The sequence below is a fragment of the Pantoea sp. EEL5 genome, assembly GCF_049892805.1.
GTDB classification, from domain to species: Bacteria; Pseudomonadota; Gammaproteobacteria; order Enterobacterales; family Enterobacteriaceae; genus Pantoea; species Pantoea ananatis.
The window spans coordinates 295,711-320,057 of sequence record NZ_JBNDNJ010000003.1 but is presented as its reverse complement, the minus strand read 5'-3'; the positions used below and the strand labels follow the sequence as shown (position 1 = coordinate 320,057).

Sequence of the window (24,347 nt, the reverse complement as noted above, 5' to 3'; positions counted from 1 at the left end):
AAACCATGAAAAAGATTGAAGGTATTGTCCCCGTCATGCTGACCCCATTCACCGCAGAGAATCAGATCGATTACCCCGGCCTGTCACGCCTGATCGACTGGTATCTGGCGCAGGGCGTGGATGCGCTGTTCGCCGTGTGCCAGTCCAGCGAAATGCAGTCTCTAAGCCTGGACGAGCGCGTTGCGCTGGCGCGTTTTGTGGTGGAGAAGGTGCAGGGCCGGGTGCCGGTGATTGCCTCTGGTCACATCAGCGATGAGTTAAGCGAGCAGACTCAGGAATTGCAGGCGATGGCCGGAACGGGCATTGATGCGCTGGTGCTGGTGACCAATCACCTCGATCCGCACAATCAGGGAAGCGAAACCTTTTATGCTCACCTGAATCACATTCTGGACGCGCTACCTGCCGGGCTGCCGTTGGGGCTCTACGAGTGCCCGGCGCCGTATCGTCGTCTGCTGAGCGACGACGAGTTCAGCTTCTGTGCCAACAGCGGCCGCTTTGTGGTGCTGAAAGACGTGAGCTGCGATCTGCCCACGGTGCAACGCCGCGTCAGGCTGGCGGAAGGCACGCCGCTAGCGGTGATTAACGCCAATGCGGCCATTGCGTGGCCGGCCATCCAGGCGGGCTCGCGCGGCTTCAGCGGCGTGTTCACGAACTTTCATCCGAACCTCTACGTCTGGCTTTATCACCAGGGCGCCCAGCAGCCTGAGAAAGCCCATGAGCTGTCGCTGTTCCTGTCGCTGAGCGCCGTTACCGAAACCCTTGGCTATCCCAAAAACGCCAAAATTTATCACCAGCGCCTCGGCACCTTCGCCAGCGAGCACTGCCGCGTTAACCGGGACAACGTGCTGGAGAAGTTCTGGGGGCTTGGCGTGTTGCTTGACCAGATTCGTGATGGCAGTGCGCTGTGGCAACACCGTCTTTCATAAAAAAACCGGACACCGTCTGTTCCTGCACCGTTTTACCACAAGGGAAAACACCATGATTGTATGCGATCAACTTGACTGGGCGCGTGAGCGTCACGCGTTTCATCCCATCGTTGACCAGGCGATTCGCTGGATAGCGGCCAGCGATTTCAGCCAGATGGAAACGGGGAAATACGATTTACTGCCCGACAACCAGATGTTCTGCCTGCTTCAGGAAATGGAGACCGAGCCCGCCAGCGCCCGCCGGGCCGAATCCCATTTTCGCTATGTCGATATTCAGTACCTGCTGGCCGGACGCGAAACCATCGGCGTGACGCGTGCCCATCCGCAGCATGTGATAGCGGAAGACCGGCGGGAGGAAAATGACGTGGTGTTTTATCAGGACATCACGGATGAGTACAGCATCGCGCTGACGCCGGGGCAGTTTGCGCTGTTTTTCCCTCACGATATTCATCGCCCTGGCTGTGCGTCGCCGGTGGCGCAGACTATCCGTAAAGCGGTGATTAAAATCCATCTCGATCTGTTTGCCGGGCGGGAGGCATCATGAAACCCTCTGCGGCGATGTCAGAAACAACGTTGAGCGGGCAGGGCACGCTGAAAGGGAAGCTGCGCTGGGGCATTGTCACGCTGCTGTTGCTGGCGGCGATAGTGAATTACCTGGACCGCGCCAACCTGAGTATTGCCAACACCACCATTGCGGCGGAATTTGGCTTTTCGCAAACCGAAATGGGGTTGCTGTTGTCGGCGTTTCTCTGGCCCTATGCGCTGGCTAACCTGCCCGCAGGCTGGCTGGTGGACAAGTTAGGCCCCAAAAAGATGTTCTCCTGGGCGCTGGGTCTGTGGTCGGGCTTTACCGTGCTGACGGCGTTTGCCAACAGCTACAGCTATTTCTACGGTCTGCGTATGCTGCTGGGCGTGTCCGAATCCCCGTTCTTTACCTCGGGAATTAAAATCACTCATCGCTGGTTTGGCGACAGTGAACGCGGTTTACCCACTGCGATTATTAATACCGGTTCGCAAATTGCCAACGCCATTGCGCCGCCCATTCTGACCGTGCTGTTGCTGACCTTAGGCTGGCGCGGCATGTTTGTGGCGATCGGCGTAATGGGGCTTCCCCTGCTGCTGGCGTGGTGGAAGTTTTATCGCGATCCCAATGCCCGGGAAGATGCGCTGCTGCATGCCGGACAACCCAGCGTCGTAGTGCCGCAAGAGAAGGGCGAGGTGCGCTGGCGTGCGCTGTTCCGACACAGCACCACCTGGTTTATGGTGATCGGCAACTTCTCCATTATGTTCACGATCTGGGTCTATCTGACCTGGCTGCCGGGCTATCTGGAAAAATCGCTGGGCTTTAGCCTCAAAGCCACCGGCTGGATTGCCTCCATTCCGTTTCTGGCCGGTATTCTTGGCGTGCTGGTGGGGGGGATGCTTTCAGACAACCTGGTGCGCCGGGGCGTCAGAGCCATCACCTCGCGTAAGGTGCCAATCGTATCGGGTGCGGCCCTGGCGGCCTGCTTCGTGGCACCGATTCCGTTTGTAAACAGCACCCCGCTGGCCATTGGCCTGCTGGCGCTGGGTTATTTCTTCTCGCAGATGCCGCAGGGGGCGCTCTGGACGCTGGCCAGTGACATCGCACCGAAGTCGCAGGTGGCCTCGCTGGGCGCTATTCAGAACTTTGGCGGTTTCCTGGGGGCGGCAATGGCACCGATCGTTACCGGCATTATTCTGGATACCACCGGCAAATTCACCAACGTGTTTTTGCTTGGTGCAGCGCTCTTGATGCTGGGCGCGCTGAGCTACGGCCTGTTTGTGCGCAAGCCGCTACAGGCAAGCTAACAAGCCCAACCCTGGCGGCCAGCCGGGGTTGTACCAGATGGCAGCCCACGCTGACGGTTATCGCAGACAGGGTTTACCTTCTGTTAAAGAGGGCTGTCGTGAGATATACCAGTACGAAAGGGTTTAACGCGGTAATCGGCAGAGCAGGGTGGGGATAACGCCGGTTCAGGATTATCGGCGCATCGATTGCCCTTAAAGAAAATGATTCATCCAGACGGGGGCGTTTTCTCCGTCTGTCATCGTTCTTTCTATTCGGGTTAACCTCTTTGCCCGGCGCGTAATTATCGTTTTTCCTCTTCCCGCCAATAAATCGTTTTAATTAAATTCTGTTGAACTGAAAGAGAAAATATAACAACATTGCGGCCGTTTATCATGGCATCACAGACGAGGCACCGCGTTTAAATTAACGCAAATAAGCCCTGTATGATGATCTCAATAATCATTTTCACGCTAATTATTGTTGTCCTTATTTACTTCACACAGACAGGTATGTTGAATGAAAAAGTCTATGAAATGGTTTGCCGCCCTCGCGGTCGTTGGGGCGTTGGCAGGCTGTGCGCGTACCGCCCCGGTTGAGAAAATTCATACTATCGTCGCGGCGGGTTATACCCAGGATCAGGTTAAAAATGCCATTTTAAGAGCCGGTGTTCAGCGTCAGTGGATGATGACGCAGGTGGCTCCGGGCGAGATTAAAGCGCGTCAGCAGGTTCGTGATCACATGGCTGAAGTGCGAATCAACTACTCGTCGACAGGCTACGATATCGTCTACGACCACAGCACCAATCTGCTGGCATCGGGCGGGCAGATTCATAAAACCTACAACCGCTGGGTGGAAAACCTGGATAAAGATATTCAGGCCAATCTCTCGGCAGGCACAAAATTGTAATTATGCCTAAAGTCGGGCCAGTGATGGCCCGATAAACCGCTTATGACTTAGCAGGTTTTCTCAGCCATCACACCGGAAAATGTGCCATACGCTGCTGCCAGTATGACCACGCAATGGCGGTGGCCTGTCAGATTTGCCGCCCCGGATTGCGCTGACGCGGGAAAATATCGAAAATGCAGGCTTTTCTCATCGCATCGCCTGCCATGAAGTCGATATGCTTGGCGACCTGCCTTTACCCGCAGAAGCCGATGTCGGTTGGATGAGTCAGTTTCTGGACGGCTTTTCGCCTGAACAAGTCGTCACGATGCTGGACCCTGTTGCCGACGTGATAAAACCCGGCGCGAAGCTGTTCATCATGGAACCGTTCTGGGATGCGCAGAACATTGAAGCGGCCTCATTTAGTCTCAATGCGTCTTCGCTTTATTTTACCTGTATGGCTAACGGCAACAGCCGTTTCTACTGCATAGAGACGTTTTATCACTATCTGGACAAGGCAGGGTTCCAGAGCGATGAGCGCCACGACGGCCCGGGCGTTGGGCATACATTATTGCAGTGCCAGAAGAAACCATAACAACACGGCGATAAGCGCCCTGAGTATCACCTGAATATCGCGGACGCGCGTTGATGAAATTTGCATTAAACATTGTTGACTGGCAGGCCAGGGCCCCAGGATTAAGCGAAACGGCACAGTGGCTGGAATGGGCTCGGCTGTCGCACGCCATCGATCCTGCGGCACCGCAGGCAAAGCTGACCGAACTGCCGATGATGACCGCGCGCCGCCTTAGTGCCGGCAGTAAGCTGGCCGTTGAGTGCGGGCTGGCGATGCTGCGTCAGCATGAAATCGATGCCGTGCTTTACACCAGCCGTCACGGGGAGCTGGAACGCAATTTCCGCATTCTGCAGGCGCTGGCGACAGACCAGGCGCTTTCACCAACCGATTTTGCCCTGTCAGTGCACAACTCCGCCGTTGGCAGCCTGACGATAGCCGCGAAGAAGCCGATCGTCTCCTCGTCGCTTTCTGCCGGTAAAGACACCTTTCAGCAGGGGCTGTGTGAGGTGTTGTGTCTGCTCCAGGCGGGCTATCAGCGCGTGTTAATGGTCGATTTTGACGGGGCGATGCCGGCGTTTTATCACTCGCATCTCACATCAGAAACCCCGATGTGGCCGTTCGCGGTCGCGCTGGTGATTGAAGCCGGTGATACCTTGCAGTGTGAAACCCGGTCGCAGCACACCGCGAAAGCGCCCGCGCTGCCGCAAAGCCTACTGTTTTTGCAGCACTACCTGCAAGATGCTGCCACCTTTGTCTTAAGTGGGGAAAGAGTGGAATGGCACTGGAGCCGCGGATGAGCAGGATAGTTTCGCGCCTCAACCGGGCATGGCGATGCGCGATGACCGGCTTTTGTTTTGCCCTGTTCGGTATCGGCGGACTGCTGTTATCTATGGTGTGGTTTAACCTGTTGTTACTCGCGGTATGGGATAAAGGCCGCCGCCGTCGCATCGCCAGGCGCAGTATCGCCGCCAGTTTCCGCTTCTTCTTAAGGGTGGCAAAAGGCGTTGGCGTACTGGATTACCGGATGCGCGGGCTTGAGCACCTGCGTCAGGATCGCGGCTGTCTGGTGGTCGCCAATCATCCGACGCTCATCGATTATGTGCTGTTGGCCTCTGTGATGCCGGAAAGCGACTGTCTGGTAAAGGGGGCGCTCCTGAAAAACCCGTTCGTCAGCGGCGTTATCCGGGCAGCCGATTATCTGATTAACAGCCAGGCCGATGCACTTCTGCCTGCCTGCCGACAGCGGCTGGCACAGGGCGACACGATTTTGATTTTTCCGGAAGGCACCCGAACCCGGCCCGGTGAACCCATGACGCTACAACGCGGTGCGGCCAATATTGCTGTGCGCTGTGGCAGTGATTTACGCGTAGTGATCATTCACTGTAGCGAGCATCTGCTGGACAAGCAGAGCAAATGGTATAACGTGCCGCCCGCCAAACCGTTGTTCAGCGTTGAGGTGCGGGAGCGGATATCTATCGATCAGTTTTACGATGCAGACATACAAGAACCGGCACTGGCGGCAAGACAGTTGAACCGGCATCTTTTGCTTCAATTACAACCAGGTTCTTCACCTTTTTCAGGAATTAATGATGCAAGCGCTTTACCTTGAAATCAAAAATCTCATTATAACGACGCTGAATCTCGACGAACTGTCGGCCGACGATATTGATAGCGATGCGCCGCTGTTTGGCGACGGCTTAGGACTGGACTCCATCGACGCGCTTGAGCTGGGGCTGGCGGTAAAAAATGCCTACGGTGTGGTTCTCTCGTCGGAAAGCGAAGAGATGCGCCAGCACTTTTTCTCCGTTGCCACGCTGGCAGCGTTCATCCACGCGCAACGTGCCTGAGGAGCGTCCGTCATGACAGAACAAAACGCTATTTATGAAGAGGTCACCGCGCTGTTGGTTAAGCTGTTTGAGATCGACCCGCAGGATATCTCCCCACAGGCGCGGCTGTATGAGGATCTGGAGCTGGACAGCATCGATGCGGTCGACATGATCGTGCATCTGCAAAAGAAAACCGGCAAGAAAATCAAGCCGGAAGAGTTCAAAGCCGTGCGTACCGTGCAGGACGTTGTCGATGCGGTAGAACGGCTGCTGAAAGAAGCGTAAGTCGCGATGTCCGGCAAACGCACGCGGCCCGTTCTTACGTTGCTGACAGGCTTGCTGCTGGTGGCGTGGCCCTTTTTGATCAGCGTCGGCCTGGCGCATAACAGCCTGCACTGGCTGTTGCCACTGATGGCGCTTGTTCTTTTACTCCGTCTTCGCCAGACCCGGCGCAAAACGGGGCCGATGCGTGTCATCACTCAGGTGGTGGCGGTGGCCGGCATTGCCCTGTGCGCGGCCAGCTACCTGCTGAAAACCCACCAGCTCCTGCTTTTTTACCCGGTCGTGGTCAATGGCGTCATGCTGGCGGTGTTTGGTGGCTCCCTGTGGTCAGCCATGCCCATTGTCGAACGGCTGGCCAGAGTCAGTGAGCCGGATCTGCCTGAAAAGGGCGTGCGTTATACCCGCCGGGTGACGCAAATCTGGTGCGTCTTTTTCATCCTCAACGGCAGCATGGCGCTCTTTACCGCGCTGTATGGCGATATGGCGCTGTGGACCGCCTGGAATGGAATGATTGCCTATCTGCTGATGGGCACGCTGATGGCGGGCGAGTGGCTGGTACGCCGGAAAATAAAACAACGAGATTCATGATGAAGCAGACGCTTACACTGACCCAGTGGCTCACTGCACCGCGACCGGCTGACGTGCCTGTGGCCTGGCTGGACGACCGCACTTGGACGCTGGGACATCTGCGGCAGGATGTGGCCTGCTTAATCGCCTTACTGCAGCAGCAGGCAGGCCAACGCTGGGCCTTGTGCTTTGAGGACAGCTACCTGTTTACCGTGGCCCTGCTGGCAACGCTGCACGCGGGCAAAACACCGGTTGTCCCCGGTCACTGTCGTGTTTCCTTGCTCAACGAACAACACGCCCTGTTTGACGGCGTGCTGAGTGAAAAAACGCTGAGCTGGCAGGGGCCGCTGCTGGTGGTCAGCAGTGCGATGACCCTCGCCGCCTTTGCTCCGTCTTTTCCGGCCATACCTGACGAGGCCAGCATCGAACTGTTTACCTCCGGCTCCACCGGTCAGCCGAAGCGGGTGGTGAAGGCCGTTCAGTCCCTGGATCATGAAGCGGCCCTGCTGGCCGACCGCTTTGCCGGGCGGCTGGCCGGTTGTCGGGTCGTGGCCTCTGTTGTGCCGCAGCACCAGTACGGTCTGACCTTTCGTATTATTCTGCCGATGGCGCTGGGATTACCGCTGCATGCGGCGATGCTCTGGTATGCCGAACAGCTCGCCGCCTTAAGCCACGATTATCAGTATGTTTTTATCAGCAGCCCGGCGTTTCTGAAACGCCTCGATCGCCAGCTCACCGCACCGCCGGTCGCGATGGTCTTTTCCGCCGGCGGCATGTTACCCTGGCAGGATGTTTCTCAGGCGGCGGACTGGATGCATATCTGGCCAGATGAAATTTATGGCAGCACGGAAACCGGTATCCTCGCCTGGCGCTATCGTCAGGAAGAAGATATCACCTGGCAACCCTTTGACGGCGTCCGTTTTCATCAGGAAAGCGATACGTTGCGTGTGTTTTCACCGCTGATCGCCGACAGAGAGGGTTTGTTGCTCGACGATATTCTGCATATCGAAGAAAACGGCCAGTTCCGGCTGGTGGGCCGTCGGGGCAGAGTGGTTAAAATTGAAGAGAAGCGTATTTCGTTAAGCGAAGTCGAACAGCGGCTGCTGGCGCTGGACGGGATCAGCGAGGTGGCGGCGGTGCCGGTTTTACGTCGCGGCCGACAGAGCATTGGCGTTCTGCTGGTGTTGGACGATGCAGCACGGCAACGCTGGCAGGAACACGGCGGTAAACAGCAAGAGCTGGCCTGGCGACGTGCGTTGTTGCCGTGGCTGGAACCTGTCGCCGTGCCGCGTTACTGGCGGGTGATCGATGCGATCCCGGTTAACAGTATGAACAAGCGTGTTTATGCGCAGTTACAGGAGTGGTTTCATGAAACCCCATGAAATTGAGCGCCATCAGTCGCAGCCCGATCAGGCTGAGATGGTTTTACACCTTGATCCGTCGCTGTTCTGGTTCAAAGGGCATTTTGCCGTTCAACCGCTGCTGCCCGGCGTGGCGCAACTTGACTGGGTGATGCAGTACGCGACGACGCTGCTGGCACCCGGCTGGCGTTTTCACAGCATTCAGAACGTGAAGTTTCAGGCTCCGCTGCTGCCGGACACTACCGTTACGTTAACGCTGAACTGGCAGGAAGCGCGCCAGATGCTGAGCTTTAGCTACCAGCGCCACGACGGTGAGGCACGTCATGTCGCCAGCAGCGGTAAGATTCGGTTATGTCGCTAGCCTTTTCCCCCTGCGTGCTGATCCCCTGTTATAACCACGGTGCCATGATGGCAGCGGTGCTGGCGCGCCTGATGCCGTTTGGTCTGCCGTGCATTGTCGTTGATGACGGCAGCGATGCCGCTACCCAGGCGGTACTGGATCGGCTGGCATCAGAAAACAGCACGCTGACGCTGGTGCGGCTGGCGCAAAACGCCGGAAAAGGTGCGGCGGTGCTGCGCGGTATGCAGGTGGCGGCGCAGGCCGGTTTTACCCATGCGGTGCAGGTCGATGCCGACGGCCAGCATGCCATAGAAGATATTCCCGCGCTGCTGGCGCTGGCGCAGCAGCATCCCGATGCGCTGATTTCCGGCCAGCCCATTTATGACGACTCCATTCCCCGCTCGCGGCTTTACGGGCGCTGGATCACCCACGTCTGGGTGTGGATCGAAACCCTGTCATTGCAGCTGAAAGACAGCATGTGCGGCTTTCGCGTCTATCCCATCGCGCCAACCTTACAGCTGGCACAGCGTGCCACCATCGGCAGGCGCATGGATTTTGATACCGAAGTGATGGTGCGGCTCTACTGGCAGGGTAACAACAGCTACTTTGTGCCGACCCGGGTAACCTATCCGCAGGACGGCCTCTCGCATTTCGACGCGGTCAAAGACAACGTGCGCATCTCCCTGATGCACACGCGGCTGTTTTTCGGCATGTTGCCGCGTATCCCTTCTTTACTGTTTCGCCGCTCGCCCCAGCACTGGGCGCGGCAGAAAGAGGTCAAAGGGCTGTGGGGCATGCGCCTGATGCTGCTGGTGTGGCGCCTGCTGGGCCGTAAAGCCTTTTCTCTTTTGCTGTATCCGGTGGTCGGCGCGTACTGGCTGACAGCCGCAACGGCACGAAAAGCCTCGCAGAACTGGATAACCCGCGTGCGTGAGCAGCTGCGGATACGCCAGCAGCCGGTGCCGAATAACCTGACCAGCTACCGGCACTTTCTGCGCTTTGGCAACGTCATGCTGGACAAAATCGCCAGCTGGCGCGGTGAGCTGCATTTCGGCAGCGACGTGGTCTTTGCACCGGGCGCGGAGGCGATGCTTGACCTCAATCATCCGCAGGGCAGGCTGTTGCTGGCCTCGCACCTGGGCGATGTGGAGGCCTGCCGGGCGCTGGTGCAGCGCAGCGGCAGTAAAACCATTAATGCTCTGGTGTTTAGCGATAACGCCCAGCGCTTTAAGCAGATTATGGAAGAGATGGCTCCGCAGGCCGGGCTAAACCTGATGCCGGTAACGGATATCGGTCCGGACACCGCCATGTTGCTGAAAGAAAAGCTGGATCGCGGCGAGTGGATCGCGATTGTGGGCGATCGCATTGCCGTTAATCCGCAGCGCGGCGGGGAATGGCGTATTTGCTGGAGCCGCTTTATGGGCCAGCCTGCTCCCTTTCCGCAGGGGCCGTTTATTCTGGCGTCGATCCTGGGCTGTCCGGTTCACCTGATCTTCGCGCTGCGCCAGCAGGGAAAACTGCACATTCATTGCGAGCCGTTCGCCAATCCGCTGCTGTTGCCGCGTGCCGAGCGTCAGAAAGCCCTGCAGCAGACCATCGATCGCTATGCTGAACGCCTTGAGCACTATGCGCTCCAGTCGCCGCTCGACTGGTTTAACTTTTTCGATTTCTGGCAACTGCCGGATAGCAAAGACAAGGAGTAAAGGGTGCTTAACGATCCCCGTTTTACGGTCGACGTAGACCTGACCATTCCCTTTCATGATGTCGATGTGATGGGCGTGGTCTGGCACGGTAACTATTTTCGCTATTTCGAAATCGCCCGCGAGGCGTTACTGAACCAGTTTGACTATGGCTACCGGCAGATGAAGGCCTCTGGCTACGTCTGGCCGGTAGTGGATACGCGGGTAAAGTACCGCCATCCGCTCACCTTTGAGCAACGCATTCGCGTGCGGGCGCGCATTGAAGAGTGTGAAAACCGTCTGCGCATTGGGTATGAAATTTTCGATGCCGACAGCGGCCAGCGCGCCACTACGGGCTATACCATTCAGGTGGCGGTGGAAGAGCAAAGTCGCGAGATGTGCTTTGTCTGCCCGGACATTCTGTTTGAACGTATGGGAGTGGCGCCATGAGAGGCCTGCTATTCCTGGCGCTGTTGATCAGCCCGTTTGTCAGCGCGCTGACGCTCGACGATCTGCAGCAGCGCTTCACCACTCAGCCGGTGATCCGTGCGCACTTCGATCAGGTGCGCACCATTAAGGATATGCCGCAGCCGCTAAAATCGCAGGGCACGATGCTGATCGCCCGCGACAAGGGCCTGCTGTGGGATCAAACCCGTCCGTTCCCGATGCAGCTCCTGCTGGATGACAAACGCATGGTGCAGGTGATCAACGGCCAGCCACCGCAGACCATCACTGCCGAAAACAATCCGCAGATGTTCCAGTTTAATCACCTGCTGCGCGCGCTGTTTCAGGCGGATCGCAAGGTGCTGGAGCAGAATTTTCGCGTTGACTTTGCCGACAAGGGCGAAGGCCGCTGGACGCTGCGCCTGACGCCGATCACCACGCCGCTGGATAAGATCTTCTCCAGCATCGATCTGGCGGGCAAAACCTATCTGGAGCAGATCCAACTCAACGATAAGCAGGGCGATCGCACGGACATTACCCTTTCGCAACATCAACTGACGCCAGCACAACTGACTGATGACGAACGCCAACGCTTTGCCGCCCCGTAAACGGCCCGCGCTGCTGTGGGGGCTGGTCTGCCTGCTCATGCTGTTGGTGCTGCTTACGCTGCTGCCGCAGGCCCGGCTGAACAGCAGCGTGCTGGCGATGCTGCCAAAGCAGGCGCTGGGCGCGATTCCCCCCGCCCTGAACGACGGCTTTATGCAGCGGCTCGATCGGCAACTGGTCTGGCTGGTGAGCCCCGGTAAGCAGGCCGATCCCCAGGTGGCGCGCGACTGGCTGACACGGTTACAGCGATCCGGGGCGCTGGCCGAGGTAAAAGGGCCGATGGATGCCCGCAGCCAGCAGGCGTGGGGCACGTTTTTCTGGCAGCACCGTAACGGCATGATCGACAGCGAAACGCGGCAGCGGCTGCAAAACGGCGGCGAGGCGCAGGCGCAGTGGATCCTCTCTCAGCTCTATTCCGCCTTTTCCGGCGTCAGTGGCAAAGAATTACAGAACGATCCGCTGATGCTGACGCGCGGATCGCAGCTGGCGATGGCGAAAAACGGTCAGCGGCTGCGCCTGATGGACGGCTGGCTGGTGACGCAGGACAGCCAGGGGAATTACTGGTATTTGCTGCACGGCGAACTGGCTGGATCCTCGTTTGATATGCAGCAGACGCACAAACTGGTCACCACGCTGGGCGCGCTGGAAAAAACGTTCAAGGCGCAGTACCCGCAGGTCCGGCTGCTCTCGCGCGGCACGGTGTTTTACAGCGATTACGCCAGCCAGCAGGCGAAGCATGATGTGTCCACGCTGGGGCTGGCAACCGTGCTGGGCGTGCTACTGCTGATTCTGGTGGTGTTCCGTTCGGTACGGCCAATCCTGTTATGCCTGCTCTCGATTGCCATTGGCGCGCTGGCGGGCACCGTTGTGACGTTGCTGGTGTTTGGCGAGCTGCACCTGATGACGCTGGTGATGAGCATGAGCATCATCGGCATCTCCGCCGATTACACGCTCTATTACCTCACCGAGCGCATGGTGCATGGCGCCGATACCTCGCCCTGGCAGAGCCTGGCGAAAGTCCGCAATGCGCTGCTGCTGGCCCTGCTGACCACGGTGGCCGCCTATCTGATCATGATGCTGGCACCGTTTCCGGGCATTCGCCAGATGGCGCTCTTTGCGGCGGTGGGCCTGAGCGCCGCCTGCCTGACGGTCGTGTTCTGGCATCCGTGGCTGTGCCGCGGCTTGCCTGTGCGTCCGGTCCCCGCCATGGTGCTGATGCTGCGCTGGCTTGCCGCATGGCGGCGTAACAAAGCCCTGTCGGTGGGGCTGCCGGTGGCGCTGGCGCTGTTCTCGCTGGCGGGCCTCGCCACCTTGCGCGTAGACGATGATATCTCACAGCTTCAGGCGCTGCCGCAGCACCTTCTGGCGCAGGAAAAAGCCATTACTGCGCTGACCGGGCAGAGCGTCGATCAGAAATGGTTTGTAGTATACGGCAACAGTGCGCAGCAGACGCTGACGCGGCTGGAAGCCTTCACGCCCGCGCTGGAACGGGCCAAAGCGCAAGGGCTGATCGGCGGTTATCGAACGCTTCCCCTGAACTCGCTGGCGCGTCAGGCACAGGATGTGGCGCTGTTGAAAAATGCCGCGCCTGCCGTCACGCGCGCGCTCAGCGAGGCGGGCGTAACGACATTGAAGCCGGATCTCAATCCTATGCCGGTCAGCGTTGCGGCCTGGCTTGCCAGCCCGGCCAGCGAAGGCTGGCGCCTGCTGTGGCTGACGCTGAAGAGCGGTGAGAGCGGCGTGCTGGTGCCGGTAGACGGCGTAACACACAGCGCCGCGCTTGATGCGCTAAGTAAAGGCTATCCCGGCGTCGCCTGGGTGGATCGCAAAACGACGTTTGACGGGCTGTTTGCCTTGTATCGCCATATCCTGACCGGCCTGCTGCTTGTTGCTCTGGCCGTGATTGCCTGCGGTGCCGTCATGCGGCTTGGCTGGCGCAAAGGCGCGCGCAGCCTGGTGCCATCTGTGCTTTCTCTGGGCTGCGGCCTGGCGGTGCTGGCCTTTACCGGCCATGCGGTCAACCTGTTTTCCCTGCTGGCGCTGGTACTGGTGCTCGGTATCGGCATCAACTACACGCTGTTTTTCAGTAATCCACGCGGTACGCCGCTCACCTCCATGCTGGCCATCACACTGGCAATGATGACAACGCTGCTGACGCTGGGCATGCTGGTTTTCAGCACCACCCAGGCCATTAGCAGTTTTGGTATCGTACTGATCAGCGGTATTTTCACCGCCTGGCTGCTGGCACCGCTGGCGATGCCGACGAAAAGAGAGAAAAAAACACGATGATCAACCAGACTTTACGCATGCTGAAATATTGCCTGCCGCGATGGCGTGCCAGGTCGGTGCCGCTACGCGGTCGCCGCGTGTCCACTGGAGGCTGTTTGATTATTGCCGCCACGCTGATGCTGGCCGGGTGCAGTCATTCCACGCACAGCCCGCAGCAGCGTCCGCAGGCCTGGCTGGCACCGGGCGCACGCGTGACGCTGCCTGCGCCGGGCATTGCGCCGTCAATCCGTTCCCAGCAGCTTCTGACCGGCCGTTTTCACGGCAAGACCCAGTCGCTGCTGGTGATGCTCAACGCAGATGATAAAAAAATCTCTCTGGCAGGGCTGTCGTCGGTGGGTATTCGTCTGTTCCTGGTGACCTACGATCGCCAGGGATTGCACACCGAACAGTCGATTGTGCTGCCGCAGCTGCCACCGGCCAGTCAGGTGCTGGCCGACGTGATGCTCAGCCACTGGCCCATCAGCGCCTGGCTGCCCCAGTTGCCAGAGGGCTGGACGCTGAAAGACCGTGGGGATAAGCGCGAGCTGCGTAATGCCAGCGGCAAGCTGGTGACGGAAATCACTTATCTGAACCGCCAGGGTAAGCGCGAACCCATCAGCATTGAGCAGCACGCGTTTAAATACCACATCACCATTCAATATCTGGATGACTGAGATGATCTACGTTTCTGCCGTTGGCATGATTAACGCGCTGGGCAAGGATAACGATGAGGTCGCTCTCAACCTGGTGCGTGGCGTGGCCCCTGGTATGCGCGCCCGCAGCGGCTGGTTGCAGGCGCATCCGCACGCCGTGCTGGCCGGCGTGGAAGGGGCGCTGCCGGCGATCCCTGACGCCTTCAGCGCGCATCGTTCGCGCAATAATCAACTGCTGCTGGCCGCGCTGGCCCAGATTCAGCCCGACGTGGATCAGGCGATTGCGCAGTATGGCCGCGATCGTGTCGCCATCGTGCTGGGTACCAGCACATCCGGGCTGGACGAAGGGGATATGCACGTCCGCCTGTCGCTGAATCAGCAATCAAGCACGGCATGGCGCTATCCGCAGCAGGAGTTGGGCGATCCCTCGCGCTTTCTCAGCCACTGGCTGGCACTTGACGGTCCGGCGTTTACGCTGTCCACCGCCTGCTCCTCCAGCGCCCGTGCGATGATAAGCGGACGTCGCCTGATTGAGGCGGGGCTGGCGGATGTAGCGATCGTTGGTGGAGCAGACACGCTCAGCCGGATGCCGGTCAACGGCTTTCACAGCCTGGAGTCGCTTTCTCCCACCCTGTGTCAGCCGTTCGCCCGCGATCGCAGCGGCATTACCATCGGTGAAGGTGCCGCGCTGATGTTGTTAACCCGTGAGCCGCAGCCGATTGCGCTGCTGGGCGTGGGCGAATCCAGCGATGCCTACCATATCTCAGCCCCGCATCCAGAGGGGGAAGGGGCGATTCGCGCCATCCATCAGGCCCTGAACGAAGCCGGTATTGCGCCTGAGGCGGTGGGCTATATCAACCTGCATGGCACCGCAACCACGCTCAACGATCAGATTGAATCCAGCGTGGTAAACGCCCTGTTTGGCGAGCAGGTGCCCTGCAGTTCAACGAAACACCTGACCGGGCACACGTTGGGCGCGGCGGGCATTACCGAAGCGGCGCTCAGCATGCTGATCCTGCAACGCAACCTGCCGCTGCCGCCGCAGGATTTTAGCCTGTCGCCGCGCGATGCGGATTTGCCGCCCTGTGGCATCATTGACCGGCCTCAGCCGCTGGCGCGCCCGGTGATTCTGTCAAACTCGTTTGCCTTCGGCGGTAACAACGCCAGTATTCTGCTTGGGAAGATCTTATGAGCCACTATTTATCCCCCACGGACTATCTGCCGCACGATGCGCCGATGCTGTTACTGGAAAAGGTCAGCGACGTGACGGCCGACAGCGCGACCTGCTGCGTCACGGTATCGCCGCAGGGCGTGCTGGCCCCGTTTCTCGATTCCGATGGCAACCTGCCGGGCTGGTATGTCCTGGAGTTAATGGCGCAGACGGTCGGCGTCTGGTCGGGCTGGCATCGGCATCAGCAGGGACAGGCCAGTATCTCGTTAGGCATGGTGCTGGGTGCGCGCGAATTAGTGTGTAGCGCAGGGATTCTACCGGCGGATGCCACGCTGATCGTCAAGGTCAAACTGCTGATGCAGGATGAACGCTTTGGCAGCTTTGAGTGCGCCATCGAGGCGGGGAGCGCTACGCTGGCAACCGGCCGGGTAAATACCTTTCAGCCCACCGCCGAAGAACTTCATTCATTATTTCAACAAGGAGCGACCTCATGAGCCGTTCAGTATTGGTTACCGGTGCCAGCAAAGGCATTGGTCGCGCCATCGCCTGCCAGCTGGCGGCAGACGGCTTCACCCTTGGCGTGCATTATCACCATGATGCTGCCGGGGCGCAGCAAACCCTGGATGCCATTCTGGCGGCAGGGGGCACGGGCCGCCTGCTGCAGTTTGATGTGGCGAACCGTCAGCAGTGCCGCGAGGTGCTGGAGCAGGATATCGACGCACACGGAGCCTGGTACGGCGTGGTCAGCAATGCCGGCATTGCCCGCGATGCGGCCTTTCCTGCGTTGAGCGACGACGACTGGGATAAGGTGATTCATACCAATCTGGACAGTTTTTACAACGTGATTCAGCCCTGCATTATGCCAATGATCAGCGCCCGCCAGGGCGGACGCATTATTACGCTTTCCTCGGTGTCGGGCCTGATGGGCAATCGCGGTCAGGTGAACTACAGTGCCGCGAAAGCAGGCATTATTGGCGCCACCAAAGCGCTGGCGATTGAGCTGGCCAAACGAAAAATTACCGTTAACTGTATTGCGCCGGGGCTGATCGATACAGGAATGATCGAGATGGAAGAGACGGCGCTGAAAGAGGCGATGTCCCTGATCCCCATGAAACGCATGGGACAAACCGAGGAAGTGGCCGGGCTTGCCCGTTACCTGATGTCGGATATCGCAGGTTATGTGACGCGCCAGGTGATTTCCATCAACGGAGGCATGTTATGACACGGCGCGTGGTCATTACCGGTATGGGCGGCGTCACCGCGTTTGGCGAAAACTGGCAGGACGTTTCAGCCAGGCTGCTGGCGTATGAAAATGCCGTACGCAGAATGCCGGAGTGGCAGGTTTACGACGGGCTGCATACCTTACTGGGTGCCCCGATTGATAATTTCAGTTTGCCGGAACACTACACCCGCAAACGTATTCGCGCCATGGGGCGCGTTTCATTAATGTCGACCCGCGCCAGCGAACTGGCGCTGTTGGACGCGGGATTGATCGGCGATCTTGTGCTCACCAATGGTGAAACCGGCATTGCTTACGGCTCCTCGACTGGCAGCACCGGACCGGTAAGCGAATTCGCGACCATGCTGACGGAAAAGCACACCAATAATATTACCGGCACCACCTATGTACAGATGATGCCGCACACCACCGCCGTGAATACCGGGCTGTTTTTCGGCCTGCGCGGTCGGGTTATCCCCACCTCCAGCGCCTGTACCTCGGGTAGCCAGGCGATTGGCTACGCGTGGGAGGCGATCCGCCACGGTTATCAGACGGTGATGGTGGCCGGTGGCGCAGAAGAGCTGTGTCCCTCGGAAGCGGCGGTGTTTGACACGCTTTTCGCCACCAGCCAGCGCAACGATGCGCCGACCACCACGCCTTCGCCCTTTGATGAAAAACGGGACGGTCTGGTGATTGGCGAGGGCGCAGGCACGCTAATTCTGGAAGAGCTGGAACACGCGAAAGCGCGCGGCGCGACAATCTATGGCGAGATCGTCGGCTTCAACACCAACTGTGACGCAGCCCATATCACTCAGCCGCAGCGGGAAACGATGCAGATTTGCATGGAGAAGGCATTGAAGATGGCGGGATTAAGCCCGCAGGACATCGGCTATATTTCGGCGCACGGCACCGCCACCGATCGCGGCGATCTGGCGGAAAGTCAGGCGACGGCGGCGATTTACGGCAATCAGGTGCCCATTTCGTCCCTGAAAAGCTATTTCGGCCACACATTAGGGGCCTGCGGCGCGCTGGAAGCCTGGATGAGCCTGCAAATGATGCGCGAGGGCTGGTTCGCTCCTACGCTGAATCTGACGCAACCGGACGCCAACTGCGGCGAACTGGACTACATCATGGGCCAGGCTCGCCCTATCGATTGTGAGTTTTTGCAGAGCAATAACTTTGCGTTTGGCGGCATTAACACCTCCATCATCATCAAACGCTGGCACTGATATGTATCAGATCTTTCTGGGAAAGATTTCCCGACTCAGTGCTGGCGCGTTAGCACCCGAGTTGAAAGATCGGGCACCTTCGGGCGCGCGGCGTGCCAGTTGGCTTGCCGGGCGCGTCATGCTCTCTGCTGCTATCGCGCCGGTGCCCGCGATGCAGTACGGGGTAAATGGCAAGCCCGCGTTTCCCCCCGAGGTGCAACGCGGCTTTAGTCTGAGCCACAGCGGGGATGACATTGCCCTGCTGTTCAGTGACGAAAGGGACGTGGGCTGTGATATTGAAGTCCTGCGACCGCGACCAAACTGGCCGCGCCTGGCAGAAAAGCTGTTCAGTCCGGGTGAACAGGCCCTGATCGCCGCACAACCGGGGGTGCAGCAGTTAGCGGTCTTTTGGCGCATCTGGACGATAAAAGAGGCGATAATCAAGCAGCGCGGTGAGAGCGCCTGGCAGATGGCCAGCATTGACAGTACGGCCCCGTCTGCGTTGTCGGTCAGCGCGCTGCAGGTGGGCGGCCTGAGTCTGGCGGTCTGCACGCCGACGCCGTTTGAGTTGAGCGCGACCACTCTGCGGCGGCTGGCATAAAGGGCTGGCCACGTTCTCACCGGGCAGCCCTGATTGTTTAGTGACTCTGTTTGCTGTCTTCTTCTTTATGCTTCTTCGCCAGGTAATGGCCTGCTGCGCAACCCGCCACGGCACCGGCAACCGCATGATGTTTAAGATGACCCGCTACGCCGCCCACCAGCGCGCCTTTCAGGCAGCCTTCAGCCTGCGCCTGAGAGGTAACCGACATCAAAAGGCCCAGCGTGACCAGCAGAAAGGGAAGTTTACGCATCAATACTCAGTCCTTATCAAGGGGGAAAAGTGTTCATGTTGCGACGATAACGCGAATGCGAGGCGGGCGGATAAAAAAATGCGAGTCGTTGCGCGACTGTTGCAGAAAAAGCGACGGACTTTTCATGCCAGAGAGGGCCTGAATTTTTTGAACCGCATCACACCCTGCGTTTTTTGCGTATCCCTTTGCTCTCTTCCTGAACGTAAAGATGCAATAACTACCTCGCCATACATACAACCGGAACCCACGATGAAAAAAACTTTAGCCTGTTTTTCATTCCTGGCAGGCAGCCTGCTCACGGGATATGCACCTGCACTGATTGCCGCCCCTTTGCCGTTAACGCCAGACACGAGCATCCCGGTAAGCCGCTACATTACGGCGCTGAATCCGGATCACTCCATTACCTTTCGTCTTTTTGCCCCTGCCGCGAAGCAGGTTGCCGTCGTAACCGGCGCCACGCCGCTGAGCCAGCAGTCGCATGACATGAAAAAGGACAGCACGGGGATCTGGTCATGGACCAGCGAGCCGTTGAAGCCCAACCTGTATGAGTACTATTTTGACGTAGACGGTTTCCGCACGCCGGATACCGGCAGCCGTTTCCCGAAACCGCAGCGCCAGGTAAACACCAGTATGATTCTGGTGCCGGGCAGTATTCTGGATGAGCGCAACGTGCCGCACGGCGATGTACTGACCCTGACCTATCACTCCACCGCCCTGAAGTCTGAACGTCAGGTGTTTGTCTGGGCACCGCCGGGTTACAAGGCCGATAGCAAGCCGCTCCCGGTGCTCTACTTCTACCATGGCTTTGGCGATACCGGGCTGTCGGCCATCTCTCAGCTCCGCCTGCCGCAAATTATGGATAACCTGCTGGCAGAGGGCAAAATCAAGCCGATGCTGGTGGTGGTGCCCGATACCGAAACCGACATCGTGCAGGCTATTCCTGAAAACTTCCCGCCTGCCGACCGTCGCAAAGACTTCTACCCGCTGAATGCCGCCGCAGCAGATAAAGAGCTGATGCAGGATATTATCCCGCTGATTGAGAAACGTTTTACGGTTAGCACCAAGCCCGCCGACCGCGCGATAGCCGGGCTATCCCAGGGCGGCTATCAGGCGCTGGTGTCCGGCATGACGCACCTGAGCGACTTTGCCTGGCTGGCCAGTTTTAGCGGCGTGACCACCAGTACAGTGCCTAATGAGTTCGTGACGCGTCAGCTGAGCCAGCCGCAGACCGTGAATAAACAGCTGAAAAACTTTACGCTGGTGGTGGGCGATAAAGATATCGTGACAGGCAAAGACATTGCCGGGCTGAAAACCGAACTGGAAAAGCAGGGCGTGAAGTTCCATTACACCCAGTATCCGGGGCTGGGACATGAGATGGACGTCTGGCGACCTGCGTATGTGGAGTTTGTGCAGCAGCTGTTTAAACCACAGTCGCACTAATTCTGGCTTCAACGCTGACCGCGCACAGGATGAGCAGAGCATCCTGTGTATCCTGTGCGCATTCTCCCCAACGCGGCGGGAACGCTGCTATTTCGTTGGCGGCGGATTGCGTCATATCAGCCACGCGGTAAGCGCTTACGCATCACCCGCTGCCCAAACGCATCACTGCCTTCTGCGACCCAGCCATTTGCCTGATAAAACCCCTCCGCGTTCGAGCCGGGATCGGTGGTCAGCATAATCGTCTCTGCGCCCCGATCGCTAAACCACTGGACGATCGCGTTCAGCAGGTGCGTCCCGATGCCCTGTTTTTGATATTCAGGTTTAACAAACAGTCCGCCAATTAGCGGTTCGGGCGCATAGATCCCCAATCCATAACCTGCATAATCATCCCCGACCTGGCAAATCCAGCCGCCGCCCTGACATATATCCTCCAGCGCTTGCTCACGCTGTAAATAGTGAATTTGATGCGCGTGAAGCCGGTTTTCCGTTACGGAAAAGCGTATTTCATATATTTCTTTAAGGTGCCGGGGTTCAAGTTTAAAAAAGGAAAGAGACATGGTCGTTCTGTATAACATGACGGTGAAGTTGGAACACATTATCGTCTGGACCGCGGTATTTCAAGTCGCCAATATTTGGGTTGACCTCTGTATTTCCCGGAAGCGGTTTTTAACCCGCTTTTTTCATTTGGCTGGCATCCGGCTGTCATCGGTCTGTCAATTTCTTCTGTTTAACGCTGGCCTTAAGGCCGCCGGGACGATTGAACCCAGCCCTGTTCCCATTTCCCCTGTACTCTGAAAGGAATTAATCGGGACACATTGCCCAACAGGGATGACCGGCAAAAAATGCGGTCCATGGAAAACTGGAGTTTTATAGTTTGCCATTCATCATTAAATAACAAGGGTTTAACGATCGATTTTTGGGATTTGATAGGTTTAATCATAGTTTAATCCGTTAAAATTCATTTGATTGATAGCTAAAGGCGATCAATAATCAATCCACTTCAACATCGTTAATCAGAGCATGGGAATGGAAATCCAGAATCTTGATAATAATAACCGTGCCTGGCGGTTCATTGCTGAACCCATCGTAAACCTGAAATCCGAACGTATTGCCGTTGAAGTCTTAACCCGATTTGCCGCACCAGGGACGCCTTTTTCACATATAAGTAAAATGAATAAAGAACAAAAAATAAGGCTCCTGAGAGAGCAGTTGTGCTTAATTCACCAAAAAAGACATTTCTTTGAACGTAACCAGTTGCTGTGTTCTGTCAATGTAGATGTAGAGATGGCTTTTGCGCTGCTGGAAGAACGGGATATTTACGAGCTCGCCACAGCGCATTCTTTTCTTCGCATCGAGGTTTCAGAAGACTTTCCCAACCTGGCTGAGGGGCTAAATAATCCCTTACTGCGAAAGTTATATAATAATTACACTTTATGGCTGGATGATTTTGGCAGTGCATCGTCTCATTTTCCCTGTTTGCAGGAGGGATTATATGAGGCGGTTAAAATCGATAAGCACTTTTTCTGGGAACATCATAATCGTCCACTCTGGAAAGAGACGCTGACGCAAATTAAAGACTACTGCCAGTTTATCATTGTCGAAGGCGTAGAAAAGGACACCTACTTCCAGTTTGCTAAACCCCATGCTGCCGCATTTCAGGGCTATCTTTTTAAAGCCTTTTCTTTTGATGCCATTACCTGACGACGCTTTTATTCTTAACGTCGCTGCCTGCTCGTTTTGATTTATTCTGATCGTAAATTTGCTCACTGTCTTATTACTGGCTGAGAGGGTTAAAGCCTACAGCCGGTTGTTGAAGCACGCAGCGTAACGAATGCTGTTCTGGCTGGATAGATTAGCTACAAGAACAGCCCCTCCTGTGATTTACGGCAATCGCGCGGGCTGCAGCCGAACCAGCGGCGAAAGGCGCGTGAAAAAGCGCTGACTTCAGAGTAGCCCAGCAGCAGCGCCATCTCGGAAACAGAAAGATGATGCTGTTTGAGATAATGCGTGGCCATTTCTTTGCGTACGCTGTCCACCAGCGCCGAGAAGCTGGTTTGCTCATCACGTAAGCGCCGTTGCAATGACCAGGCGGATAACCCCTGTTTTTCCGCGATGATTTCCAGTGAAGGTTCGCCGTTCAGCAGTTGCAGATGAATGTCCGTTCGGGTTTGATTAACGGTGTCCTGACGCACCACGGGCGGGCTGAGCCGACGGATGGCATCCTGCATCACCAGCAGCAGCATCGGATCATGATCCGGCATTTTCCGGTTCAGATCCGCTTTCGCGATGATCATCGAGTTAAAGGGTTGATCGAAGTAAACCGGGGCATCAAACACTTTACAGTGTTCGTGCCAGTGCTCAGGGCGCGGATGCTCAAAATGCACTTCCCGCGGCGCCCAGTGCCGACCTGCGGCATGGCGGATCAGGTTGAGGAACATGCCCAGCGTTAACTCGGCATCCTGGCGGCGCATCAGGATCACGCCATGGCGAACCTGATAATCCAGTTGCCAGCAGTCGCCGCGTTCGGTCAGCCGGATGCAGGTGTTGTGTTGATGAAAGGGAAAGGCATTGACGACGTTCCGCAGCGCCTGTTCCAGCGTGGCTGAACACAAGCCAATATAGCCGATCAGCCCCAGTGACTGGGGTCGGAACTGATGACCGTATTGCAGACCAAAGTTGTCCACGCCAGCCTGGCTTGCTGCTTCCTCCAGCACCCGGCAATAGCTGACCAGGTCCAGGCTCAGCGTTGGGCAGGCGAGCATATCGGGATCGATCCCGCTGATCCCGAAAATGCGATCGACATCGCCGCCCTGTGCATTGATAAATTCGCCTAAGCCCGTTGCGGCGGCAGACAACACACCGCGATGGCCGCCTGCGCCGGAGATGGCCGTTAACGCGGCCTCTGGAACTCTGCTGGTCATCTTGTTTTCCGCAAAAAGTGAACGTCTTAGAGTTCTGCAAAAAACGTACCAGCTGGAAACCACGCGATAACAATCGCTTACCCGATTCGCTTTCCGTGTTGCACCGCGATCAGGCACTGCGGCGGTGCGTTAAACGCCAATCGGCAGCGCGGCACCTTCAAGATAGCGCTGGCACAGCCGGACGGTGTGGCTGGCCCAGCGATCGCCCAGGCTGCGCGCCATCTCGGTTTCGCGGTGGGAAGCCACCCAGGCCGTCAACTGGATACGCCGCTGGATCAGCATGGCGGGGATCATAGCCAGTTCCCGATCGCTGATGTGTGCGAACTGTTCGTAACCGCGTAACCAGTTTTCCACCCACTGCGGCGCACTCGGATGATGCTCAACAAAACTGATGGCCGCGGCAAGATCGTGCAGGTACCAGCCCATGCCGCAGTCATCAAAGTCGATCACCCGGGTTTCGCCTTTATGTACCAGCAGGTTGGTCAGGCGCAGGTCGGCATGAATCAACCCATAGCGTTCAGGTGACTGTCCGAAGTCCAGCATCTGGCGGCGCACGTGTTCCAGCGTTTCTTCTACCACCGCGTGTTCAGCGGTGGGTAACCCCGCAACGTCCCGCCAGTCGCCCCAGTGGCCTGCCGGAGACACCATCGTATGATGATCCCAGATGATGCGGTGAAACCCCTGCGGCTTCTGCCATTTCCGGCTGTGATGGTGCAGACGGGCAGTAATGGCACCGAGCTGACGAAACGCAGCCGGATCGACGCTGTCGGTCAGCATATCGCCCTCTATCCAGTGAAACAGCACCGCATAGCGTTCGCCGCCATCGGGCAGCGGCAGGACCTGAATGCGTTCACCCTGACGATCTTCTACGGCAGCGGGGACGCTGATGTCCGCCGCCTGAAGCGCGTCCAGCCAGAGCAGCTCACTTTCAATATCCTGCTTCGCGTGGTAATCGCCCCGGTGAATGCGCAGCGCGTAGCGGCCCTGCGGCGTGCTGACAGATAACGTCGCGTTTTCTGAGCGACACAGCAGCCTGACCTCAGCCTGTGCACAGGCGGGATAGTTCACTAATGCCCGGTGGGCAAGCTGAAGGATGGTGTCGTTACTCAGCGTATCGTACTGTTTATGGCTCATGTCCGGCTCCCGGGTTTCTGCGTGTAGGGCCAGCATGGCGCTGAACCCTGCCTGCACGCTTGACCTGAAAGCAGGGGAAAATTGACTTTGGCAGGCACCTGGCAGCCAGGCCAGGGGCAAGTTGACCTTAAATCACGGCGTTCTGTTTTCTGCGGTCAAGTTTTTCCCTTCCCACTGTGTCCATC

Annotated in this window: 28 protein-coding genes and 1 pseudogene; 25 read left to right on the top strand and 4 right to left on the bottom strand. The window is 57.7% G+C overall.

The window, feature by feature from the left end:
• Positions 1–5: 5 nt before the first annotated feature.
• The 22 genes and pseudogenes from ACPXSQ_RS15705 (at position 6) to acpT (ending at position 18,417) form a co-directional block, all read left to right on the top strand.
• Positions 6–926 carry a dihydrodipicolinate synthase family protein gene (locus ACPXSQ_RS15705; protein ID WP_019105032.1) on the top strand — a complete coding sequence of 307 codons (921 nt, stop codon included), beginning with the start codon at positions 6–8 and terminating at the stop codon, positions 924–926.
• A 52-nt stretch (positions 927–978) separates the two neighbouring features.
• The gene (locus ACPXSQ_RS15700; RefSeq protein ID WP_064352929.1) at positions 979–1,470 is read left to right on the top strand and encodes a YhcH/YjgK/YiaL family protein; all 492 of its coding nucleotides are present in this window, start codon (positions 979–981) and stop codon (positions 1,468–1,470) included.
• On the top strand, positions 1,467–2,756 hold the full coding sequence (locus ACPXSQ_RS15695; protein WP_072137779.1) for an MFS transporter: 1,290 nt from the start codon (positions 1,467–1,469) through the stop codon (positions 2,754–2,756). Before ACPXSQ_RS15700 ends, ACPXSQ_RS15695 begins: the two co-directional genes overlap by 4 nt.
• Positions 2,757–3,252: 496 nt before the next feature.
• Positions 3,253–3,642: a hypothetical protein gene (locus tag ACPXSQ_RS15690; protein WP_022622303.1), complete on the top strand. Its 390-nt coding sequence runs from the start codon at positions 3,253–3,255 to the stop codon at positions 3,640–3,642.
• Between the two features lie 35 nt (positions 3,643–3,677).
• Positions 3,678–4,213, top strand: a pseudogene (locus ACPXSQ_RS15685) (methyltransferase); the annotation flags it as partial.
• A 53-nt stretch (positions 4,214–4,266) separates the two neighbouring features.
• Positions 4,267–4,989, top strand: a complete 723-nt coding sequence (locus tag ACPXSQ_RS15680) for a beta-ketoacyl synthase chain length factor (RefSeq protein ID WP_022622301.1) — start codon at positions 4,267–4,269, stop codon at positions 4,987–4,989.
• Positions 4,968–5,801, top strand: coding sequence for a lysophospholipid acyltransferase family protein (locus ACPXSQ_RS15675; protein WP_031283437.1), 834 nt, complete (start codon positions 4,968–4,970; stop codon positions 5,799–5,801). The genes ACPXSQ_RS15680 and ACPXSQ_RS15675 overlap by 22 nt, the downstream gene beginning before the upstream one ends.
• Positions 5,782–6,039: a phosphopantetheine-binding protein gene (locus tag ACPXSQ_RS15670; RefSeq protein WP_019105036.1), complete on the top strand. Its 258-nt coding sequence runs from the start codon at positions 5,782–5,784 to the stop codon at positions 6,037–6,039. The genes ACPXSQ_RS15675 and ACPXSQ_RS15670 overlap by 20 nt, the downstream gene beginning before the upstream one ends.
• A gap of 12 nt (positions 6,040–6,051) precedes the next feature.
• Complete coding sequence (locus ACPXSQ_RS15665; RefSeq protein WP_019105037.1) at positions 6,052–6,303, top strand: acyl carrier protein; 252 nt, start codon at positions 6,052–6,054, stop codon at positions 6,301–6,303.
• A gap of 6 nt (positions 6,304–6,309) precedes the next feature.
• Positions 6,310–6,888 carry a hypothetical protein gene (locus ACPXSQ_RS15660; RefSeq protein WP_014595234.1) on the top strand — a complete coding sequence of 193 codons (579 nt, stop codon included), beginning with the start codon at positions 6,310–6,312 and terminating at the stop codon, positions 6,886–6,888.
• Complete coding sequence (locus ACPXSQ_RS15655; RefSeq protein WP_031283435.1) at positions 6,888–8,249, top strand: AMP-binding protein; 1,362 nt, start codon at positions 6,888–6,890, stop codon at positions 8,247–8,249. Before ACPXSQ_RS15660 ends, ACPXSQ_RS15655 begins: the two co-directional genes overlap by 1 nt.
• Positions 8,236–8,589 (top strand): hydroxymyristoyl-ACP dehydratase, encoded by a 354-nt coding sequence (locus ACPXSQ_RS15650; RefSeq protein ID WP_019105040.1) that lies wholly within the window; start codon positions 8,236–8,238, stop codon positions 8,587–8,589. Before ACPXSQ_RS15655 ends, ACPXSQ_RS15650 begins: the two co-directional genes overlap by 14 nt.
• Complete coding sequence (locus ACPXSQ_RS15645; RefSeq protein WP_014595236.1) at positions 8,580–10,271, top strand: glycosyltransferase family 2 protein; 1,692 nt, start codon at positions 8,580–8,582, stop codon at positions 10,269–10,271. Before ACPXSQ_RS15650 ends, ACPXSQ_RS15645 begins: the two co-directional genes overlap by 10 nt.
• 3 nt (positions 10,272–10,274) lie before the next feature.
• A complete protein-coding gene (locus ACPXSQ_RS15640) occupies positions 10,275–10,697 on the top strand; it encodes an acyl-CoA thioesterase (RefSeq protein WP_041930962.1) in 423 nt (140 codons plus the stop codon).
• Positions 10,694–11,299, top strand: a complete 606-nt coding sequence (locus ACPXSQ_RS15635; RefSeq protein WP_014595237.1) for a LolA family protein — start codon at positions 10,694–10,696, stop codon at positions 11,297–11,299. The genes ACPXSQ_RS15640 and ACPXSQ_RS15635 overlap by 4 nt, the downstream gene beginning before the upstream one ends.
• Positions 11,268–13,586: an MMPL family transporter gene (locus ACPXSQ_RS15630; protein WP_013024454.1), complete on the top strand. Its 2,319-nt coding sequence runs from the start codon at positions 11,268–11,270 to the stop codon at positions 13,584–13,586. The genes ACPXSQ_RS15635 and ACPXSQ_RS15630 overlap by 32 nt, the downstream gene beginning before the upstream one ends.
• Before the next feature lie 116 nt (positions 13,587–13,702).
• A complete protein-coding gene (locus ACPXSQ_RS15625; RefSeq protein WP_042677869.1) occupies positions 13,703–14,239 on the top strand; it encodes a DUF3261 domain-containing protein in 537 nt (178 codons plus the stop codon).
• Between the two features lies 1 nt (position 14,240).
• A complete protein-coding gene (locus tag ACPXSQ_RS15620; protein WP_019105044.1) occupies positions 14,241–15,410 on the top strand; it encodes a beta-ketoacyl-[acyl-carrier-protein] synthase family protein in 1,170 nt (389 codons plus the stop codon).
• Positions 15,407–15,883, top strand: a complete 477-nt coding sequence (locus tag ACPXSQ_RS15615) for a 3-hydroxy-fatty acyl-ACP dehydratase (protein ID WP_013024457.1) — start codon at positions 15,407–15,409, stop codon at positions 15,881–15,883. Before ACPXSQ_RS15620 ends, ACPXSQ_RS15615 begins: the two co-directional genes overlap by 4 nt.
• The gene (locus ACPXSQ_RS15610; RefSeq protein WP_013024458.1) at positions 15,880–16,611 is read left to right on the top strand and encodes a 3-ketoacyl-ACP reductase FabG2; all 732 of its coding nucleotides are present in this window, start codon (positions 15,880–15,882) and stop codon (positions 16,609–16,611) included. Before ACPXSQ_RS15615 ends, ACPXSQ_RS15610 begins: the two co-directional genes overlap by 4 nt.
• Entirely contained in the window at positions 16,608–17,837 is a 1,230-nt protein-coding gene (locus ACPXSQ_RS15605; protein WP_013024459.1) for a beta-ketoacyl-ACP synthase, read from the top strand. Before ACPXSQ_RS15610 ends, ACPXSQ_RS15605 begins: the two co-directional genes overlap by 4 nt.
• Before the next feature lies 1 nt (position 17,838).
• Positions 17,839–18,417, top strand: a complete 579-nt coding sequence (acpT, locus tag ACPXSQ_RS15600) for a 4'-phosphopantetheinyl transferase AcpT (protein ID WP_014595240.1) — start codon at positions 17,839–17,841, stop codon at positions 18,415–18,417.
• Positions 18,418–18,454: 37 nt separating this feature from the next.
• On the opposite strand, the gene ACPXSQ_RS15595 is transcribed toward acpT, so the two are convergent.
• Positions 18,455–18,667: a hypothetical protein gene (locus ACPXSQ_RS15595; protein WP_014606673.1), complete on the bottom strand. Its 213-nt coding sequence runs from the start codon at positions 18,665–18,667 to the stop codon at positions 18,455–18,457.
• 249 nt (positions 18,668–18,916) lie between these two features.
• Between ACPXSQ_RS15595 and ACPXSQ_RS15590 the strand changes: the two genes are divergently transcribed.
• Positions 18,917–20,107: an alpha/beta hydrolase-fold protein gene (locus ACPXSQ_RS15590; RefSeq protein ID WP_022622295.1), complete on the top strand. Its 1,191-nt coding sequence runs from the start codon at positions 18,917–18,919 to the stop codon at positions 20,105–20,107.
• Positions 20,108–20,223: 116 nt separating this feature from the next.
• Here ACPXSQ_RS15590 and ACPXSQ_RS15585 read toward each other — a convergent pair whose 3' ends face one another.
• Entirely contained in the window at positions 20,224–20,703 is a 480-nt protein-coding gene (locus tag ACPXSQ_RS15585; protein WP_014606671.1) for a GNAT family N-acetyltransferase, read from the bottom strand.
• Here ACPXSQ_RS15585 and ACPXSQ_RS15580 point away from each other — a divergent pair.
• Together ACPXSQ_RS15580 and ACPXSQ_RS15575 are read left to right on the top strand one after the other, a co-directional pair.
• On the top strand, positions 20,663–20,902 hold the full coding sequence (locus tag ACPXSQ_RS15580) for a hypothetical protein (protein WP_033774915.1): 240 nt from the start codon (positions 20,663–20,665) through the stop codon (positions 20,900–20,902). The two genes, ACPXSQ_RS15585 and ACPXSQ_RS15580, sit on opposite strands and share 41 nt — an antisense overlap.
• Positions 20,903–21,133: 231 nt before the next feature.
• Positions 21,134–21,808 carry an EAL domain-containing protein gene (locus tag ACPXSQ_RS15575; RefSeq protein ID WP_227008667.1) on the top strand — a complete coding sequence of 225 codons (675 nt, stop codon included), beginning with the start codon at positions 21,134–21,136 and terminating at the stop codon, positions 21,806–21,808.
• Between the two features lie 155 nt (positions 21,809–21,963).
• On the opposite strand, the gene qhpR is transcribed toward ACPXSQ_RS15575, so the two are convergent.
• Both qhpR and ACPXSQ_RS15565 read right to left on the bottom strand, forming a co-directional pair.
• Positions 21,964–23,028: an AraC-like transcriptional regulator QhpR gene (gene qhpR / locus ACPXSQ_RS15570; RefSeq protein WP_014606669.1), complete on the bottom strand. Its 1,065-nt coding sequence runs from the start codon at positions 23,026–23,028 to the stop codon at positions 21,964–21,966.
• Positions 23,029–23,157: 129 nt separating this feature from the next.
• Positions 23,158–24,162 (bottom strand): phosphotransferase enzyme family protein, encoded by a 1,005-nt coding sequence (locus tag ACPXSQ_RS15565; RefSeq protein WP_181134754.1) that lies wholly within the window; start codon positions 24,160–24,162, stop codon positions 23,158–23,160.
• Positions 24,163–24,347 lie beyond the last annotated feature (185 nt).